The sequence below is a fragment of the Pseudomonas sp. MIL19 genome (assembly GCF_028680365.1).
GTDB classification, from domain to species: domain Bacteria; phylum Pseudomonadota; class Gammaproteobacteria; order Pseudomonadales; family Pseudomonadaceae; genus Aquipseudomonas; species Aquipseudomonas spirodelae.
In genome coordinates this window covers 1-17,361 of the sequence record NZ_JAPPVG010000019.1, presented here as the reverse complement: position 1 = coordinate 17,361, position 17,361 = coordinate 1, and the positions used below count along the sequence as shown (strand labels likewise).

The window sequence follows — 17,361 nt, the reverse complement described above, 5'->3', positions numbered from 1 at the left end:
GCGATGGGGCTTCGCTTAATGGTCGATTAGGCGTGCTAGAGCGCTTGCCGTCAGGGTTGTGTGGTGCGGAGGCTGGGGTTACCTCGGCCGCTGGCGAAATTGCCTGCTCGGCCTACGCGCTTCTCGGTTAGAATGCGCGCCCTGTTTTGCGGCTGCTTTGGGCATCTGCAGATGATTTTCTGGGTGTTTCAGGTTACCGCTGTACGTTTGATGCAACGAAGTGCGTTGCTCAGCCCCGGTTGACCGGCTTTCACCCGTCGTTTTTTGTTGAGGCGTGCCATGACCCTGCTCAAGTTCACCGATATTTCCCTGGCCTACGGCGCAATGCCGCTCTTGGACAAGGTGTCTTGGCAGATCGCCCGTGGCGAGCGGGTGTGCATCATCGGCCGCAACGGCACCGGCAAGTCGAGCATGATGAAGCTGGTCAAGGGCGACCAAAAAGCCGATGACGGTGCCGTTTGGCGCGCGCCAGGGTTGAAGATCGGTGAGTTGCCGCAAGAGCTGCCGGTAGCCGATGACCGTACGGTGTTTGATGTGGTCGCCCAGGGTTTGGACGGTGTAGGCGAACTGCTTGCGCAGTACCATCACCTGGCGCAGAACTGCGTCACCGAAGACGACCTGAATAAGCTGATGCACGTGCAGCAGGACCTTGAGGCCCGTGACGGCTGGCGCTTGCAGCAACTGGTCGACAGCACCCTGAGCCGCTTGCAGTTGCCGGCTGACAAGACTCTGGCTGAGCTCTCGGGCGGCTGGCGCCGTCGCGTGCTGCTGGCCCAAGCGCTGGTCTCCGAGCCCGATTTGCTGCTGCTCGACGAGCCGACCAACCACTTGGATATCGGTGCGATTGCCTGGCTGGAAGAAGCCTTGACCGATTTCCAGGGCGCGGTGCTGTTTATTACCCACGACCGTTCCTTCTTGCAGAATCTGGCTACGCGCATCCTCGAACTGGACCGTGGCGGCCTGATCGACTGGAACGGCGACTACGCTAGCTTCCTGGTGCACAAAGAGGCCACGCTGGCCGCTGAAGAAACTGCCAACGCGTTATTTGACAAAAAACTGGCCCAGGAAGAAGTGTGGATTCGTCAGGGCATCAAGGCTCGCCGTACCCGTAACGAAGGCCGTGTGCGTGCTCTCAAGGCCCTGCGCGTGGAGCGTAGCGAGCGCCGTGAGCGTACCGGCAAGGCCAATATCATGCTGGAAACTGCAGAGAAATCCGGCAAGCAGGTGATGGTCCTGGAAAACGTCAGCTTCGCCCACCCAGGCGGCCCGTTCCTGATCAAAGATTTTTCCATGGTGCTGCAGCGTGGCGACCGTATTGGCCTGCTCGGTGCGAACGGTACTGGCAAGACCACATTGCTCAAGCTGATGTTGGGTGGCTTACAGCCCACCAGCGGCGAGGTGGCCGAAGGTACGCGCATCGATGTTGCGTATTTCGACCAGTTGCGGCACCAGCTCGACCTGGAAAAGACCGTGATCGACAACGTTGCTGAAGGCCGCGACTTTATCGAAATCGACGGGCAGAACCGCCATGTGCTGAGCTACCTGGGCGACTTCCTGTTCAGCCCGCAGCGTGCGCGCACGCCGGTTAAGGCGTTGTCCGGCGGTGAGCGTGCTCGCCTGTTGCTGGCCAAGCTATTCAGCAAACCGGCCAACCTGCTGGTGCTGGACGAACCGACCAACGACCTCGATGTGGAAACCCTTGAGCTGCTCGAGGAGGTGCTACTGACCTTCCCGGGGACCGTGTTGATGGTCAGTCACGACCGGGCCTTCCTCGACAACGTCGTGACCAGCACCCTGGTCTTCGAGGGTGAAGGCAAAGTGCGTGAATACGTCGGTGGTTACCAGGACTGGCTGCGCCAGGGTGGTTCACCGCGTTTGCTCGGCGTTGGCGAAAGCAAAGCCGGTAAACCTGAACTGGCCACCGCGGTGGTTCCGGCGCCGGTTGAGGCCGCGCCTGTGGCTACAGATGCGAGCAAGAAAAAGCTCAGCTACAAATTACAGCGTGAACTGGAAGCCATTCCTGGGCAGATCGATGTGCTTGAAGCGCAGGTTGCCAGCTTGCAGGAGCAGATCGGCTCGCCGGCTTTCTATCAGCAACCAGCGGAAAAAACCGCTGAAGTACTGGCTAAGTTGCAGGCTGTGCAGCACGAGTTGGAACAATTGGTTGAGCGTTGGGCCGAGCTGGAAGGCTAATCCCGCGCCCTAGTAAATAAGTAGCGCGCTCAAATAGCATTCGGGCTTCTGGCGGAGACAGTCGATGGCCATCGAGTACAGCATTACTCTCGACGACGATCACCAGTTCAGTTATAGGATTGAGCTGGACCGGGTGTATGCAGCAGAGGCTGCGCAAAGTGCGCCAGCCTGGACGCGTCTGGAATATCAGCAGTGCAGTAATTGTCCGCTGAGCAAGGACAATTTCAGCCATTGCCCCGCAGCGGTTGATTTGCACCGGGTGATTGAGGATTTCCACGGCCTTCCGGCGTTCAAGAAGGCTGCTGTTTGGGTGCGTACGCCGGAGCGTGAGTACAACAAACAGGTTGGCTTGGACGAAGGGTTGCGCGCGCTGCTTGGGGTGATCATGGCAACCAGTGCGTGCCCGTTGCTGGGCAAGCTAAAGCCCATGGCGCAGCACCATCTGCCGTTCGCCAATAACCAGGAATTCATTCTGCGGGCTGTGTCGCTCTACCTCACTCAGCAGTATTTCAACCTGCGCGAGGGGCATACAGCTGACTGGCAATTAAAGGGGTTGGTTGAGGTTTTCCAGCAGTTGCAGCTGGTGAATCAGGCATTCTGGCAGCGTATTCATGCAACCTGTGATGGTGACTCGAACCTCAAGGCGTTTTTGACGTTCTTTTCGATGGCCTCAAGCATGACCTATTCGCTGGAGACGCAACTGCAGAAGATCCGCCCATTGGTCATGGGAACGCGCGACAGTAACGAATAACGCAAGCGCGGTTGGCGTTGCGTTATTCGTGCGCCGACGTTATTCGGCCTTCTTTAGCCGCACAGCCAGGACGTCACAGGGAGCGCCGTGCAGGACGTCGTTAGCGGTCGAGCCCAGTAGCAGGGCTAGGCCATGGCGGCCGTGGCTGCCGACAATTATCAGGTCGCATTGCTGTTCTTCGGCGAGGCGATGAATTTCCTGGCGCGGCTGGCCATAAGCCAGGTGGCGATGTTCGTCGCTAAGAGCGGGGTACTTGTCGGCAAATTTATCCAGGCGCTCGCGTGCTTGGTCGAACTGCTGTTGTTGCAGCATCGACAAGTCCATCGGCACGTCGCCGCCAAAGGCCATGGCCATGGGCTCGACGATATGCACCACGGATAATTTGGCGCCGCTGCTGGCTGCTAATTTCTGCGCTCGGTGCATAACCGGGTCGCATTCCTCGGTAAGGTCGACAGCGACCAGAATGTGCAGATAGGGCATGGATAGCTCCTTACATGTGGTTCGATGGTTTAAGTATGGCCTTCTTGAATGCATATAACAGGCTTTTGCCTGTGAGAGAACGATATGAGTCCTTGGTTTCTGGTTTTACTGCTGGCGGTCATGTTAAGCCCTTTGGCATGGCTGGCACCGTCACGCCGTCAGCGTGGGCAGATGGATGTGCGCCTGCAGGCTCGGCGTATGGGCGTGGCCATGCAATTGTCGCCGCAAGAGTGGCCGCACTGGTTGTTGCGTGAGCCACCGGGGTCGTGCCCGCAATATCACCAGGCGCGCCGGCGCGGTCAGGTCGATCGCTGGTGCTACTGGCAGCTGGAGCCGGGGCAGTGGGTCAATAAATGGCGCGAGCCCTGCGCCGATGAGACCTTGTTGACCGAGTTGCAGGCATTGCCGGCGGATGCGTTCAAGGTTGAAGCGACTGATCAGATGCTCTCGATATGCTGGGGCGAGCGGGGCGCTGGCGCGGCACTGGAAAAAGTTGTCGGCTTTCTCAAGGCCAGAGCCTGAGGCTAACAAAGGCCTTTGCAAGCACCGCGCTTGCCTGTGCCCAGGCAAGCCGCTGGAGCGAGTGCTGAGTGCGCCCGAGGCGATCAGAGATCGGTGGCTGCGTACTGGGTGGAAATCTGTTCGATGCCCTGAATAATGGTGTTGGAATACTTGCTGACCAGAAAGGGCACGCTGTTTTCGTTGTAGTTAATCAACGATTTTTCAATGTAGCGCCATTTGGTCGCGACCTCGCCCCAGGACTGCTTAAGTTGCGGGGTGTTTTGCGGGGCTTTCTGCAGTGTCGCCATCTTGCTGGCGAACTCGCTGACCATGTCCTCAATCGGCCGTGCATCGCCGCCGCCCATAAAAGTGGCGCCCACTGAAGCGCTACGTGAGGCGTAATCCACAGCGATGCCTTGCATCAACAGGCTTTGCTCGCGGCTATGCTGGGTCAGTGTGGGCACGCTGTAGCTGCCTTCTTGCTGAATCTTGCTGTAAAGCTCCTGGCTTAGGCTCATCAGCTGTTGGTTGCGCGCGGCCAGGTCGGCCACCGGCTGTAGGTCTGTATAACCCTGGGTTTTTAGTGCGTTAATCAGGTTATTGAGATCGCTCTGGTAGCCTTTACATTGCTGGTCAAGCTGCGAGCGCAGGGCGTTTGAGCCCTCGCCAGGCATGTCTCTCAGCGCGCTTAGCTGGGTGTTCACCTCGCTGAGCGACTCATTGATCATCCGCGCATAGCGTTGATCGCCTTCCATACCGTTAAACATATAAAAATCGCCCAGCGTTTTTTGCGCGGCAAGACGTAGCTGGTGCAGGTTACGTAGGCTGGTGGCGGTTTCAGCGGCTTGGCTTGCGGCGCTGAACAGGGGGAGTGTGATTGCCAGTAGGGTGCTCAAAGCAATGGCAAGCGTGCGCCTCGACATAAGGAAACTCCGTGCGCCCTTGGTTGGGCTTTAATTGTTTTTGTTTTAGTTACGGGTGTCATAAACACGGCCGTATTGAGACGACTGTACCTGTAGCTAAAATATTTTGCTAGGTCGTCGCGGGTGCGCTTTTTTGCGTGGTTTTCTCGATAAGTAGCGCTATATCGCAGCGAATGGCTGCTTTTTCGAGGCGAAGCTATCGGGGCGCCAGTGCGCGTTTGAGCGTAACTTTTTGTACGTTATTGCCGCCGTTACGGGCCAATTGACAAGTCATGGCTTTTCCTTGAAGGTGTGCACACCCAAATCAAACGGGCGTATGAATTGAGCGTTTGCTTACTTAATCCATCGCCTTTACAACCCGAATATCGCGTCGGTGGGTGTGCCAGGCTGATTGGGGTTACTCTGATGCGGCCATGCCGTTGAGTAACTTGCTGGTTGGCTCCGATGTGTACTGTTCAGCTTCCATACCGTGGAGATCAGTTGATGATTTACGAAGGTAAAGCCATCACGGTTAAGGCTCTTGAGAGTGGCATCGTCGAATTGAAATTCGACCTCAAGGGTGAATCCGTCAACAAATTCAACCGTCTTACCCTCAATGAACTGCGTCAATCCGTTGATGCAATTAAGGCTGATGGTTCGATCAAAGGCGTGATTGTCACCAGTGGCAAAGACGTATTTATCGTCGGCGCCGACATCACCGAGTTCGTCGACAACTTCAAGTTGCCGGACGAAGAGCTGGTGGCTGGCAACCTCGAAGCCAACAAGATCTTCAGTGATTTTGAAGACCTCAATGTTCCGACTGTAGTCGCGATCAATGGCATCGCCTTGGGCGGTGGTTTTGAAATGTGCCTAGCTGCGGATTATCGCGTCATGGCCGAAAGCGCCAAAGTGGGCCTGCCGGAAGTCAAACTGGGCATCTACCCAGGCTTCGGCGGCACTGTGCGTCTGCCACGTGTTATCGGTGCTGATAACGCTGTGGAGTGGATTGCCAGCGGTAAAGAGAACAAAGCCGCTGATGCCCTGAAAATGGGTGCAGTGGATGCCGTGGTTGCTGCTGACAAGCTGCAAGCTGCTGCACTTGACCTGATTTCGCGCGCCATCTCTGGCGAGTTGGACTACAAGGCCAAGCGTCAGCCGAAGCTGGAAAAGCTCAAGCTCAACGCGATCGAGCAAATGATGTGCTTTGAAACCGCCAAAGGTTTCGTGGCCGGACAGGCTGGCCCGAACTACCCAGCGCCGGTTGAAGCCATCAAGACCATCCAGAAAGCGGCCAACATGGGGCGCGATAAGGCCTTGGAAGTTGAAGCTGCCGGCTTCGTTAAACTGGCTAAAACGCCAGTGGCTGCCAGCTTGATCGGCCTGTTCCTGAATGATCAGGATCTTAAGAAAAAAGCCAAACAGCACGACGAAATCGCTAAAGACGTGAAGCTGGCTGCCGTTCTCGGTGCTGGCATCATGGGTGGCGGTATTGCCTACCAGTCCGCGTCCAAGGGCACCCCGATCCTGATGAAGGATATCCGTGAAGAGGGTATCCAGATGGGCTTGGCCGAGGCGTCCAAGCTGCTCGGTGGCCGTGTTGCTAAAGGTCGTATGACCCCGGCGAAGATGGCAGAAGCCCTCACCGCCATTCGTCCGACCATGTCCTATGGCGATTTCGGCGCTGTCGACATCGTTGTCGAAGCGGTCGTCGAAAACCCTAAGGTCAAGCAGATCGTGCTGGCTGAAGTGGAAGGCATGGTACGTGAGGATGCAATCCTGGCGTCGAACACCTCGACTATCTCCATCAGCTTGCTGGCCAAGGCGCTCAAGCGTCCGGAAAACTTCGTTGGCATGCACTTCTTCAACCCTGTGCACATGATGCCGCTGGTTGAAGTTATTCGTGGCGAGAAATCCAGCGACGTAGCTGTGGCTACAACCGTCGCTTACGCCAAAAAAATGGGCAAGACCCCGGTTGTGGTCAATGACTGCCCAGGCTTCCTGGTCAACCGCGTGCTGTTCCCCTACTTCGGTGGTTTCGCCAAGCTGGTCAGCGCGGGCGTCGACTTTGTGCGCATCGATAAGGTGATGGAGAAGTTCGGCTGGCCAATGGGCCCGGCGTACCTGATGGACGTGGTCGGCATCGACACCGGTCATCACGGTCGCGACGTAATGGCCGAAGGCTTCCCAGACCGCATGAAAGACGATCGTCGCTCGGCAGTCGATGCACTGTACGAAGCTGATCGCCTGGGTCAGAAGAACGGTAAAGGCTTCTACGCCTACGAGCTGGATAAGCGCGGCAAGCAGAAGAAAGTTGCTGACCCTGCTGTTCTCGAAGTGCTCAAGCCCATCATCTTTGAGCAGCGTGAAGTCACCGACGAAGACATCATCAACTGGATGATGATCCCGTTGTGCATGGAAACTGTTCGTTGCTTGGAAGATGGCATCGTCGAGACCGCTGCCGAGGCCGATATGGGTCTTGTTTACGGCATCGGCTTCCCGCCCTTCCGCGGTGGTGCGCTGCGTTACATCGATACCGTCGGTGTGGCTGAGTTCGTTGCCCTGGCCGACAAATATGCCGAGCTGGGCGCGCTGTACACCCCGACTGCCAAGCTTCGCGAAATGGCCGCTAAGGGCCAGAAGTTTTTCGGTTAATCGCGGACAGACTAGAGCGAGAGTAAATTTATGAGCCTGAATCCTAGAGATGCAGTCATTGTCGACTTCGGTCGTACCCCAATGGGTCGTTCCAAGGGCGGCATGCATCGCAATACCCGTGCCGAGACCATGTCGGCCAACCTGATCAGTGGCGTGCTGGCACGTAACACCAAGGTCGATCCGTCTGAAGTGGAAGACGTAATCTGGGGCTGCGTTAACCAGACCCTGGAGCAGGGCTGGAACATCGCACGCATGGCGTCGCTGATGACCCAGATCCCTCACACCGCTGCTGGCCAGACTGTGAGCCGCCTGTGCGGTTCGTCCATGAGCGCGCTGCACACTGCTGTGCAGGCGATCCAGACCGGTAACGGCGATGTGTTCGTTGTCGGCGGTGTGGAGCACATGGGCCACGTTGGCATGATGCACGGCGTTGATCCAAACCCGCACTTGTCGCTGTATGCGGCCAAAGCCTCGGGCATGATGGGTCTGACGGCTGAAATGCTCGGCAAAATGCATGGCATTAGCCGTGAGCAGCAAGATGCATTCGGTGAGCGTTCGCACCGTCTGGCTCAGAAAGCTACCGTTGAAGGCAAGTTCAAGGATGAAATCATCCCGATGCAAGGCTACGACGAGAATGGCTTCCTGAAGGTCTTCGACTACGACGAAACCATTCGTCCGGAAACCACCCTGGCGAGCCTGGCTGCACTGAAGCCAGCGTTCAACCCGAAGGGCGGCACCGTGACTGCAGGTACGTCCTCGCAGATCACTGACGGCGCTTCCTGCATGATCGTCATGAGTGCTCAGCGCGCTCAGGACCTCGGCATCCAGCCAATGGCAGTGGTTCGTGCCATGGCTGTTGCCGGTGTTGACCCGGCGATCATGGGTTACGGTCCAGTACCGTCGACTCATAAAGCCCTTAAGCGTGCGGGTCTGACCATCAATGACATCGACTTCTTCGAGCTCAACGAAGCCTTCGCTGCTCAGGCTCTGCCTGTGCTGAAGGACTTGAAAGTGCTCGATAAGATGGAAGAGAAGGTCAACCTGCACGGCGGCGCAATCGCTCTGGGTCACCCGTTCGGTTGTTCCGGTGCGCGTATCTCCGGTACCCTGCTCAACGTGATGAAGCAGAATGGTGGCACCTTCGGTGTGTCGACCATGTGCGTAGGTCTCGGCCAAGGCATCACCACCGTCTTCGAACGCATCTAAGTTGTAGTCGATGTAGAAGGTGGAAAACCGGGGCCAAGTGCCCCGGTTTTTGTTTTTAGTAGAAAATCTTTAAGGAATTCATCCATGCAGTTACAGCCTGGCCTCTATCGTCACTACAAAGGCCCGGAATACCGGGTATTTGGCGTGGCGCAGCATTCTGAAACGCAGCAGCTGGAGGTGGTCTATCAGGCGCTGTACGGCGAGTTTGGCCTTTGGGTGAGGCCGCTTGAGATGTTCTGTGAGAGCGTTCAGGTGGACGGCGAGACGGTTCCACGCTTTGCTTTGATTCAGGCTGAAACAGCATTGTTTACTCGGCCTTGAGCTGACATCGGGCCACCGCTGCGCTTGACCTTAGCCGGACCGCCACTATATATAGCGGTGCCGCGCTAACAGGCAGTCACCGCGCCTCCCGCATTTATTTACCGAATTCAGGAAATTTCCAATCCATGGGCAAATCGCTGGTCATCGTGGAATCCCCGGCCAAGGCCAAGACCATCAACAAGTACTTGGGCAACGAGTACGTGGTGAAGTCGAGCATCGGCCACATCCGTGACCTACCCACCAGTGGTTCGGCGAGCACCGCCAAAGAGCCGGCCAAGCGTGGCAAAGCCGCTGCAGGTGAAGTACCTGCGCTGTCGCCCAAGGAAAAAGCCAAGCGCCAGCTGATCGCGCGCATGGGGGTTGATCCCGAGCATGGCTGGAAAGCCAAGTACGAGATCCTTCCAGGCAAAGAGAAGGTGGTCGAGGAATTGCGCCGTTTGGCCAAGGATGCCGACACCATCTATCTCGCAACCGACTTGGACCGCGAGGGGGAAGCCATTGCCTGGCACTTGCGCGAATCCATCGGCGGTGATGACAGCCGCTATAAGCGCGTGGTGTTCAACGAAATTACCAAGAAGGCCATCCAGGACGCGTTTTCCAAGCCCGGTGAGCTGGATATCAACCGGGTTAACGCCCAGCAAGCGCGGCGCTTTCTCGATCGCGTGGTGGGCTACATGGTCTCGCCATTGCTGTGGGCCAAGATTGCCCGTGGTCTGTCTGCCGGCCGCGTGCAATCGGTAGCGGTAAAGCTGGTGGTCGAACGTGAAAAAGAGATTCGCGCGTTCGTCCCCGAAGAATATTGGGAAGTGCATGCCGATCTAGGCACGGCCAAAGGCGCGAATGTGCGCTTCGAAGTGGCGCGCGAGAACGGCGCTGCCTTCAAGCCGCTGAGCGAGGCCCAGGCCATGGCGGCCTTGGCTACGCTAAAAGCGTCTAGCTACACCGTCAGCAAGCGTGAAGACAAGCCGACCAGCAGCAAGCCTTCCGCGCCGTTTATTACCTCCACCCTGCAACAGGCTGCCAGTAACCGCCTGGGCTTTGGGGTGAAGAAGACCATGATGATGGCCCAGCGTCTTTATGAGGCTGGCTACATCACCTATATGCGTACTGACTCGACCAACCTCTCGGCTGACGCTGTGAGCATGGTGCGTGACTTTATTGAAGGCGAGTTTGGCAAGAAGTACCTGCCAGCCAACCCGATTGCCTACAGCAGTAAAGAAGGTGCACAGGAAGCGCACGAAGCGATTCGTCCTTCCGACGTCAACCTCAAGCCGACCCAGTTGTCAGGCATGGAGCGTGACGCCGAGCGCCTGTATGAGCTGATCTGGCGCCAGTTCGTGGCCTGTCAGATGCCACCGGCTGAATACCTGTCGACCACTGTGACGGTGACGGCTGCGCAGTTCGAACTACGCGCCAAGGGGCGTATTCTCAAGTTCGACGGTTATACCCGTGCGCTGCCGCAGCTGAGTAAGCCGGGCGACGATGATGTACTGCCGGAAATGGATCAGGGCGAAGTGCTCAAGCTGGTCAAGCTCGACCCGAGCCAGCACTTCACTAAGCCGCCGGCGCGCTACTCGGAAGCGAGCCTGGTTAAAGAGATGGAAAAGCGCGGCATTGGCCGTCCTTCGACCTATGCAGCGATCATCGGCACCATCCAGGATCGTGGTTATGTGGCATTACACAACCGCCGTTTCTACTCTGAAAAAATGGGTGACATCGTCACCGAGCGTTTGTCCGAAAGCTTCTCCAATTTGATGGATTACGGCTTTACAGCCGGTATGGAAGAAAATCTGGACGATGTGGCTCACGGCGAGCGCGAGTGGAAAAATGTACTAGACGAGTTCTACGGTGACTTCAAGAAGAAGCTTGAAGTTGCAAGCGACAGCGTTAACGGCATGCGTGCCAACACACCTACGCTGACGGATATCGCCTGCCGCGACTGTGCGCGACCAATGACCATTCGCACGGCGTCTACCGGTGTGTTCCTTGGTTGTTCGGGCTATGCGTTGCCGCCTAAAGAGCGTTGCAAGGCCACCGTCAATCTGGTACCGGGTGATGAAATCGCCGCTGACGATGAAGGTGAGTCTGAGTCGCGCGTGTTGCTCGGTAAGCACCGTTGTCCGATCTGTTCGACGGCTATGGATGCCTATCTGCTCGATGAAACCCGCAAACTGCATATCTGCGGTAATAACCCAGATTGCGTGGGTTATGAGGTTGAACAGGGCCAGTACCGTATTAAGGGCTATGAAGGTCCGAGCCTGGACTGCGACAAGTGTGGCAGCCAGATGCAGCTCAAGACCGGGCGCTTTGGCAAGTTCTTCGGCTGTACCAACAGCGAATGTAAGAACACCCGCAAACTGCTGAAAAGCGGTGAAGCGGCACCGCCGAAAATGGACCCGGTGAAAATGCCGGAGCTCAAGTGCGAGAAGGTCAACGACACTTACATCTTGCGTGACGGTGCCTCGGGTTTATTCTTGGCCGCTAGCCAGTTTCCGAAGAACCGTGAAACCCGCGCTCCGCTGGTGTTGGAGTTGATTCCACACCGCGATGAAATCGATCCCAAGTATCACTTCCTTTGTGATGCGCCGAAGAAGGACCCTCAAGGTCGTGCTGCGGTGATTCGTTTCAGTCGCAAAACCAAGGAGCAGTACGTGCAGACTGAGGTCGATGGCAAGCCGACCGGCTGGCGTGCATTCTTCGATGGCGGTAAGTGGAAAGTCGAAGATAAGAGCTGATCTAGCTGTACGCGCGCTTGCCGTGGGCGAGTGCGCGTATGCTTATCCAATCCGTAATGGAGGGCGCCGCAATGGCCAATGAGCTCTATACCCGTACTAATCAGAAAATCTTCTATGCAGGCCTGGCGCTAGACTCCTGGCGTAACGCCGAGAAAGCACAGAACATGAATGCGCTGGCTTTGATTCAGGCTGAGCGTGAGGCGGCGCTGTTTCATCTTTATGGGGCCCTGCTAGGGCTGTGCCATGAGATTGCTGGCTATTACCGCTTGCCTGATAGTTCCGCTCCGCAGGCTGAGCGCTTTCTCACTCCGGCTGTGTTGCAAGCCGCGCCGAGCCAGGAGCTGGGCGAGTTGGTTGAGTTGGCGCAATCAGCTGATAGCTGGGTTGCTGAGTTGCTGAAAGCGTATGCCGCGCTATTTCAGCCGCCTCAAGCGGGTAAGAAGGTCAAAGTTGACCCTAGTACGCCGCTGATAACTGCGGTTAGCTTGGATGATGAAGTCGAGCCCCTGACTCATCAGGCGCTGGAGGCGTGGCGGCAACAATTGAAGGCTCTGGCGCAGCGCTTTCGCGAAACATTGAGCGAATGGTGACAGGCTGATTTGACCGGTGGGCTAGGGCGGGCTCAGGTCGGCTGTTACAATGCCGGTCTTTCGTGGAGAGCTAACGCAATGCCTACATCCTTCCTGGAAATTGTCGAACTGCCTGACGGACGCATTGCCCTGCGCCGTGCAGAGGATGAAGAGTCGTTGGTCGTGCTGGATTTTTCTGCCGACGCCAAAGCGTTTCTGCAGGGGCAGCATGTTGAAGTGGCCAAAGCCATGCTCAATGTCGGTGTGCAAATGGCTGGGCGCTTAGCTGAAAATAACTTTCAGCATGAAGAAGGGCCGCGTGTACTGCATTGAAAGTAGGGCTTTTTCAGCGCTGGCTTAGCGTGCTCTGTTAGTTGCAGGTGGCCCTTTTAGCAAGGACCTAGTGGCTAAAAATGCACATTCCTTGTGCGTTGCACTGGTCGATCATCCCAGGCTGATATTTAGGCTTTGTGCCTTACCTTGGTGGGCCGCTTGAACAAGGCGTTGGCGTGCCTGGCGCTCAAGAGGGTGAAGCCAACTGACGACGGTATGGCTCCGGCCTAGCTTCAAGGCCTGTTGGGCCAGCTCTAATGGACTTTGCTCTCCGCGTGGGTGGAGCAGCAGGATACGTTCGCGGTTAAGGCCTGCCTCGCGTAGCCACGCTTGGGTCAAGCTTGATGGTGGGGCGATCAGGGTCAACCAGCGTTCGTCATGGTTCTCGCTGAGTTGGCGCAATACCGGTGCGAGTAAATTTAGGCAGTGTCCTGCTGCGCCGCGCAACGACAGTTCACTGAATGCTTCGCCCTCATCATCCTGCCAAGGCAGTTCGCCGCTCTCGGCAAACAAGGGTGGCGTGGTTGAGGCTAGAAAAGCATCGAACAGCGGTAGTTGTGTACGGTTCAGTGATTGTGGGAACTGCATAGATCCTCCACTCGCAGGTGTTAGCAAATTGCCTGCATTGTCGGTACTGCGTTAGAAAGGCCTCACTTGTCGCTTCACCGGCGGATAACGCCGACGCTCAGGCCTTCAATAATCAGATCCTGTTCTGCCAGATCCACTTCGATTGGCGCGAACTCCGGGTTTTCGGCAATCAGCCAGACTTTGTTGCCTTCACGCTTGAAGCGTTTGACCGTAACTTCATCATCGAGGCGTGCCACGACTACCTGGCCATTACGCACTTCACGGGTCGTGTGTATGGCCAGTAGGTCACCATCGAGGATGCCGATATCCTTCATGCTCATGCCGCGTACGCGCAGCAGATAATCGGCTTTGGGATGGAAAAATTCTGGGTTAATGCGGCACGATTCTTCAATGTGTTGCTGCGCGAGGATGGGTGCGCCGGCGGCTACACGGCCGATTACCGGCAAGCCTGGCTCTTCCTCGGCATTGGGCTCAAAGCCTGGGATGCGAATGCCGCGCGAAGCTCCGGGGGTCATTTCGATGGCGCCTTTGCGGGCAAGCGCCTTGAGGTGTTCTTCCGCTGCATTGGGTGATTTGAAACCCAGTTTTAAGGCAATTTCTGCGCGGGTAGGCGGATAGCCGTTGTCTTCAAGACATTGCTTGATGAAGGCGAGAATTTCAGCTTGGCGCGGCGTCAGTTTAAGCATGATCGACTCTGTCTTTTTGTACAGTGACTGGGATTATATACAGTGATTGCAGGTTGGCAATCCTTACGTTCTGATCTGTACTTTATTCATCTCTATATAGTCACTCGCGTGGCGCTACTATTCAGGTGTTGCAGGGTGGCTAGCCAGGGTCGGGATTCGGGGTTGCTGGGCGATGTGTGACCAGTCGGCCACAAGATGGTCGGCCCCGCTTGACAAGGCAGGTAGCTGAAACGTATGTTTCAAACAAGTGTTTGTTCAGATGAAAAAAGTCATGGCGCAGTCGGAAACCGTTGAACGCATTCTCGATGCGGCAGAGCAGCTTTTTGCGGAGAAGGGTTTCGCAGAAACGTCTCTGCGTTTGATCACCAGTAAGGCTGGGGTGAACTTGGCCGCGGTGAACTATCACTTTGGCTCGAAGAAAGCCCTGATTCAGGCGGTTTTTTCACGCTTCCTTGGGCCTTTCTGCGCAAGCCTGGAGCGCGAGCTGGATCGTCGTCAGGCTAAGCCCGATGCCAAGGTCAGTCTAGAAGAGCTGCTTGAGCTGTTGGTCGAGCAGGCGCTGGCAGTAAAGCCGCGCAGCGGTAACGATCTTTCAATATTCATGCGTTTGCTTGGTTTGGCGTTTAGTCAAAGCCAGGGGCATTTGCGTAAATATCTGGAAGAGGTGTACGGCAAGGTCTTCCGTCGCTACATGCAGTTGGTGCATGAAGCCGCTCCACGCATTCCGCCATTGGAGCTGTTTTGGCGGGTGCACTTTATGCTCGGCGCTGCAGCGTTCAGCATGTCCGGGATCAAGGCCCTACGGGCTATGTCGGAAACTGATTTTGGGGTTAATACCTCGATTGAGCAGGTGATGCGTTTGATGGTGCCATTTCTGGCTGCCGGCATGCGTTCGGAAACCGGCCTGACCGATGAAGCCCTGGCCAGCGCCCAGCTTAAACCGCGCACCAAGACTCCCGCGGTCCCCAGCAAAGTTTGACCTCGGCGGGTGGGCTTGGTGGATGCTATCCGCTAAGCTAGCCGCCCATGATTGCTCTCGATTTTCTGCATATTTCCCTCGCCGATCAGTGCCTGTATGGCTTTGCCAATGGGCAGCTGCACCTTCGCCTGCGTGTTTCCACCGCGCTCAATGGTGCAGGTGAGCGCAATGGCTCCGGCTGTACGCCGCGCGGCTTGCACCAGGTGCGGGCGAAGATTGGTGCTGGCTTGCCCAGTGGTGCCGTGTTGCGCGGGCGACGTTGGACGGGCGAGGTCTGGTCGTCAGCGTTGCATGCTCAATTCCCCGGTCGTGACTGGATTCTTACGCGTATTCTCTGGCTCAGCGGTTGTGAGCTAGGGCGCAATCGTTTGGGCGCTGTCGATACCTTTCGCCGCTATATCTACATACACGGTACGCCGGACAGCGAGCCCATGGGCGTAGCGTTGTCCCATGGCTGTGTGCGCATGCGCAACAGTGATTTGCTGACGCTGTTTGCGCGGGTGCCGGCCCGCTGTGCGGTTCAGATTGACGAGGCCGCCTGTCCCGATTGGGCGGCCGCGCCTCTTATTTAAGGATGACTTGTGAGTTCACCCATGCACGGTTCATTAATGCTGGATATCGCCGGTACCTGGCTGACGGCGGAGGATCGACAGCTTCTGCGCCAGCCGCAGGTAGCCGGGTTGATTCTGTTTGCACGCAATATCGAAGACCCGCGCCAGGTACGCGAACTGTCTGCGGCCATTCGCGCTGTGCGGCCCGATTTGCTGTTGGCGGTCGATCAAGAAGGCGGCCGTGTGCAGCGTCTGCGTCAGGGTTTTTTGCGTCTGCCGGCCATGCGTGCGCTGGCCGATAACGCCAATGCCGAACATTTGGCTGAGCAGTGTGGCTGGGTGATGGCCACTGAAGTGCTGGCTGCTGGCTTGGACCTGAGTTTTGCGCCGGTGCTGGATCTCGATCATCAGCGCAGTGCGGTGGTTGGTAGTCGTGCTTTTGAAGGCGATGCGCAGCGCGCAACCCAGCTGGCCGGCGCCTTTATCCGCGGCATGAATGCTGCCGGTATGGCTGCTTGCGGTAAGCATTTCCCGGGGCATGGTTGGGCTGAGGCGGATTCTCACGTGGCCATTCCGGTCGATGAGCGCAGCCTGGATGACATTCGAGCCAAGGACCTGCTGCCGTTTCGTCAGTTAAGTCAGCAGTTGGCAGCGGTAATGCCCGCTCATGTCATCTACCCGCAGGTGGATGACAGCCCGGCTGGTTTCTCGCGGCGCTGGTTGCAGGACATTCTGCGCGGTGAGTTAGGTTTTGAGGGCGTGATCTTCAGTGACGATCTTTCCATGGCCGGCGCCCATGTAGTGGGTGACGCGGCGTGCCGTATCGAGGCAGCGCTGTCGGCGGGATGTGACATGGGTTTGGTGTGCAATGACCGGGCAGCAGCAGAGCTGGCTTTGGCTGCCTTGCAGCGGCTCAATGTTCTACCGCCCATGGGGCTTGCGCGCATGCGTCGTAGGGCTTTCCCAGGTGTTGAATATCGGCAGGATCCGCGTTGGCTTGCTGCGCTTGGCAGTTTGCGTGATGCGCAATTAATCGACTGAGGACGAATGGATGACGGTTTACGCGATTATCGGTGGCACCGGCCTGACCAAGTTGGGCGGTTTGACCATCAAGGCCGCGCTGCACATTGATACGCCTTATGGCGCGCCTTCTGCTGCGGTGCTGAGGGGCGATTATGCTGGGCGTGAGGTGTTATTCCTGGCGCGTCACGGGCACCCGCATCGTATCCCGCCGCATCAGGTGAATTACCGCGCCAACCTCTGGGCGTTGCGTGAGGCGGGTGCCAAGGCGGTGATTGCAGTGAACGCGGTGGGGGGGATTCATACGGCCATGGGGACCGGGCACTTCTGCTTGCCGCATCAAATCATCGATTACAGCTACGGCCGTGAGCACACCTATTTTGAGGGTGAACTGGAGCATGTTACCCACGTCGATTTCAGCCATCCCTACGATGCAGGGCTGCGCAGTAAGCTGAGCAATGCGTTGACCGCCGAGCACTGCGCATTCAGCAGTCATGGTGTTTACGGCTGTACTCAGGGGCCGCGTCTGGAAACGGTAGCTGAAATTGCACGGATGGAGCGTGATGGCTGCGATATTGTCGGTATGACTGGGATGCCAGAAGCCGTATTGGCGCGTGAGTTGGCGTTGCCCTATGCCTGTTTGGCGCTGGTGGTGAACCCGGCTGCTGGCAAGTCTCGCGCCCTGATCACTATGGCGGAAATTGAGCGTGCGCTGGACGAAGGCATGGATACGGTTAAGGCCGTATTGGCGCGCGTGCTGAGCAGTTGAGTCCGTGTTGATAGGCAGAAAAGGGTCGCGCAATGCGGCCCTTTTTTATGGTGCGCCAGGCATGGCGCGTAGCGCCGTGACTGGCGCTGTCGGGTTCACTGTGGTGGTGAGCCTGGCGACTTGGA

At 57.1% G+C, this 17,361-nt stretch carries 17 protein-coding genes; 13 read left to right on the top strand and 4 right to left on the bottom strand.

What is annotated here, in order from left to right:
- Nucleotides 1-279 precede the first annotated feature (279 nt).
- Nucleotides 280-2,193 carry an ATP-binding cassette domain-containing protein gene (locus tag N1078_RS13195; protein WP_274088631.1) on the top strand — a complete coding sequence of 638 codons (1,914 nt, stop codon included), beginning with the start codon at nucleotides 280-282 and terminating at the stop codon, nucleotides 2,191-2,193.
- Nucleotides 2,194-2,257: 64 nt separating this feature from the next.
- Nucleotides 2,258-2,944: a DUF6901 family protein gene (locus tag N1078_RS13190; protein ID WP_274088630.1), complete on the top strand. Its 687-nt coding sequence runs from the start codon at nucleotides 2,258-2,260 to the stop codon at nucleotides 2,942-2,944.
- 39 nt (nucleotides 2,945-2,983) lie between these two features.
- Here the strand turns inward: N1078_RS13190 and N1078_RS13185 are convergent, their stop codons facing one another.
- Entirely contained in the window at nucleotides 2,984-3,424 is a 441-nt protein-coding gene (locus N1078_RS13185) for a universal stress protein (protein WP_274088629.1), read from the bottom strand.
- 84 nt (nucleotides 3,425-3,508) lie between these two features.
- Here N1078_RS13185 and N1078_RS13180 point away from each other — a divergent pair, with 84 nt between their 5' ends.
- Nucleotides 3,509-3,946, top strand: coding sequence for a hypothetical protein (locus N1078_RS13180; protein WP_274088628.1), 438 nt, complete (start codon nucleotides 3,509-3,511; stop codon nucleotides 3,944-3,946).
- A gap of 83 nt (nucleotides 3,947-4,029) precedes the next feature.
- On the opposite strand, the gene N1078_RS13175 is transcribed toward N1078_RS13180, so the two are convergent.
- Entirely contained in the window at nucleotides 4,030-4,848 is an 819-nt protein-coding gene (locus N1078_RS13175; protein WP_274088627.1) for a hypothetical protein, read from the bottom strand.
- A gap of 483 nt (nucleotides 4,849-5,331) precedes the next feature.
- Here N1078_RS13175 and fadB point away from each other — a divergent pair, with 483 nt between their 5' ends.
- The 6 genes from fadB (at nucleotide 5,332) to N1078_RS13145 (ending at nucleotide 12,643) form a co-directional block, all read left to right on the top strand.
- The gene (fadB, locus tag N1078_RS13170) at nucleotides 5,332-7,479 is read left to right on the top strand and encodes a fatty acid oxidation complex subunit alpha FadB (RefSeq protein ID WP_274088626.1); all 2,148 of its coding nucleotides are present in this window, start codon (nucleotides 5,332-5,334) and stop codon (nucleotides 7,477-7,479) included.
- Between the two features lie 30 nt (nucleotides 7,480-7,509).
- Nucleotides 7,510-8,685 carry an acetyl-CoA C-acyltransferase FadA gene (gene fadA, locus N1078_RS13165; protein ID WP_274088625.1) on the top strand — a complete coding sequence of 392 codons (1,176 nt, stop codon included), beginning with the start codon at nucleotides 7,510-7,512 and terminating at the stop codon, nucleotides 8,683-8,685.
- Between the two features lie 84 nt (nucleotides 8,686-8,769).
- A complete protein-coding gene (locus N1078_RS13160) occupies nucleotides 8,770-9,006 on the top strand; it encodes a DUF1653 domain-containing protein (protein ID WP_274088624.1) in 237 nt (78 codons plus the stop codon).
- A 125-nt stretch (nucleotides 9,007-9,131) separates the two neighbouring features.
- Nucleotides 9,132-11,741: a type I DNA topoisomerase gene (gene topA / locus N1078_RS13155; RefSeq protein ID WP_274088623.1), complete on the top strand. Its 2,610-nt coding sequence runs from the start codon at nucleotides 9,132-9,134 to the stop codon at nucleotides 11,739-11,741.
- 71 nt (nucleotides 11,742-11,812) lie between these two features.
- Nucleotides 11,813-12,331, top strand: a complete 519-nt coding sequence (locus tag N1078_RS13150) for a DUF6586 family protein (protein ID WP_274088668.1) — start codon at nucleotides 11,813-11,815, stop codon at nucleotides 12,329-12,331.
- 78 nt (nucleotides 12,332-12,409) lie between these two features.
- The gene (locus N1078_RS13145) at nucleotides 12,410-12,643 is read left to right on the top strand and encodes a hypothetical protein (RefSeq protein ID WP_090238248.1); all 234 of its coding nucleotides are present in this window, start codon (nucleotides 12,410-12,412) and stop codon (nucleotides 12,641-12,643) included.
- A 111-nt stretch (nucleotides 12,644-12,754) separates the two neighbouring features.
- Here the strand turns inward: N1078_RS13145 and sulA are convergent, their stop codons facing one another.
- Both sulA and lexA read right to left on the bottom strand, forming a co-directional pair.
- Nucleotides 12,755-13,231, bottom strand: coding sequence for an SOS-induced cell division inhibitor SulA (sulA, locus tag N1078_RS13140; RefSeq protein WP_274088622.1), 477 nt, complete (start codon nucleotides 13,229-13,231; stop codon nucleotides 12,755-12,757).
- A 74-nt stretch (nucleotides 13,232-13,305) separates the two neighbouring features.
- Nucleotides 13,306-13,917: a transcriptional repressor LexA gene (lexA, locus tag N1078_RS13135; RefSeq protein ID WP_274088621.1), complete on the bottom strand. Its 612-nt coding sequence runs from the start codon at nucleotides 13,915-13,917 to the stop codon at nucleotides 13,306-13,308.
- A 271-nt stretch (nucleotides 13,918-14,188) separates the two neighbouring features.
- Between lexA and N1078_RS13130 the strand changes: the two genes are divergently transcribed.
- The 4 genes from N1078_RS13130 to N1078_RS13115 are packed head-to-tail and all read left to right on the top strand — an operon-like array spanning nucleotide 14,189 to nucleotide 17,236.
- Nucleotides 14,189-14,896: a TetR/AcrR family transcriptional regulator gene (locus tag N1078_RS13130; RefSeq protein WP_274088667.1), complete on the top strand. Its 708-nt coding sequence runs from the start codon at nucleotides 14,189-14,191 to the stop codon at nucleotides 14,894-14,896.
- 47 nt (nucleotides 14,897-14,943) lie between these two features.
- The gene (locus N1078_RS13125) at nucleotides 14,944-15,468 is read left to right on the top strand and encodes a L,D-transpeptidase (RefSeq protein ID WP_274088620.1); all 525 of its coding nucleotides are present in this window, start codon (nucleotides 14,944-14,946) and stop codon (nucleotides 15,466-15,468) included.
- Between the two features lie 21 nt (nucleotides 15,469-15,489).
- Nucleotides 15,490-16,488, top strand: coding sequence for a beta-N-acetylhexosaminidase (nagZ, locus tag N1078_RS13120; RefSeq protein WP_274088619.1), 999 nt, complete (start codon nucleotides 15,490-15,492; stop codon nucleotides 16,486-16,488).
- A 10-nt stretch (nucleotides 16,489-16,498) separates the two neighbouring features.
- Entirely contained in the window at nucleotides 16,499-17,236 is a 738-nt protein-coding gene (locus tag N1078_RS13115; RefSeq protein WP_274088618.1) for an S-methyl-5'-thioinosine phosphorylase, read from the top strand.
- Nucleotides 17,237-17,361 lie beyond the last annotated feature (125 nt).

Excerpts from the sequence above, each read along its gene's own strand:
- N1078_RS13195 (WP_274088631.1), top strand. The coding sequence starts at position 280 with ATGACCCTGCTCAAGTTCACCGATATTTCCCTGGCCTACGGCGCAATG.
- N1078_RS13190 (WP_274088630.1), top strand. The coding sequence starts at position 2,258 with ATGGCCATCGAGTACAGCATTACTCTCGACGACGATCACCAGTTCAGT.
- N1078_RS13185 (WP_274088629.1), bottom strand. The coding sequence starts at position 3,424 with ATGCCCTATCTGCACATTCTGGTCGCTGTCGACCTTACCGAGGAATGC.
- N1078_RS13180 (WP_274088628.1), top strand. The coding sequence starts at position 3,509 with ATGAGTCCTTGGTTTCTGGTTTTACTGCTGGCGGTCATGTTAAGCCCT.
- N1078_RS13175 (WP_274088627.1), bottom strand. The coding sequence starts at position 4,848 with ATGTCGAGGCGCACGCTTGCCATTGCTTTGAGCACCCTACTGGCAATC.
- fadB (WP_274088626.1), top strand. The coding sequence starts at position 5,332 with ATGATTTACGAAGGTAAAGCCATCACGGTTAAGGCTCTTGAGAGTGGC.
- fadA (WP_274088625.1), top strand. The coding sequence starts at position 7,510 with ATGAGCCTGAATCCTAGAGATGCAGTCATTGTCGACTTCGGTCGTACC.
- N1078_RS13160 (WP_274088624.1), top strand. The coding sequence starts at position 8,770 with ATGCAGTTACAGCCTGGCCTCTATCGTCACTACAAAGGCCCGGAATAC.
- topA (WP_274088623.1), top strand. The coding sequence starts at position 9,132 with ATGGGCAAATCGCTGGTCATCGTGGAATCCCCGGCCAAGGCCAAGACC.
- N1078_RS13150 (WP_274088668.1), top strand. The coding sequence starts at position 11,813 with ATGGCCAATGAGCTCTATACCCGTACTAATCAGAAAATCTTCTATGCA.
- N1078_RS13145 (WP_090238248.1), top strand. The coding sequence starts at position 12,410 with ATGCCTACATCCTTCCTGGAAATTGTCGAACTGCCTGACGGACGCATT.
- sulA (WP_274088622.1), bottom strand. The coding sequence starts at position 13,231 with ATGCAGTTCCCACAATCACTGAACCGTACACAACTACCGCTGTTCGAT.
- lexA (WP_274088621.1), bottom strand. The coding sequence starts at position 13,917 with ATGCTTAAACTGACGCCGCGCCAAGCTGAAATTCTCGCCTTCATCAAG.
- N1078_RS13130 (WP_274088667.1), top strand. The coding sequence starts at position 14,189 with ATGGCGCAGTCGGAAACCGTTGAACGCATTCTCGATGCGGCAGAGCAG.
- N1078_RS13125 (WP_274088620.1), top strand. The coding sequence starts at position 14,944 with ATGATTGCTCTCGATTTTCTGCATATTTCCCTCGCCGATCAGTGCCTG.
- nagZ (WP_274088619.1), top strand. The coding sequence starts at position 15,490 with ATGCACGGTTCATTAATGCTGGATATCGCCGGTACCTGGCTGACGGCG.
- N1078_RS13115 (WP_274088618.1), top strand. The coding sequence starts at position 16,499 with ATGACGGTTTACGCGATTATCGGTGGCACCGGCCTGACCAAGTTGGGC.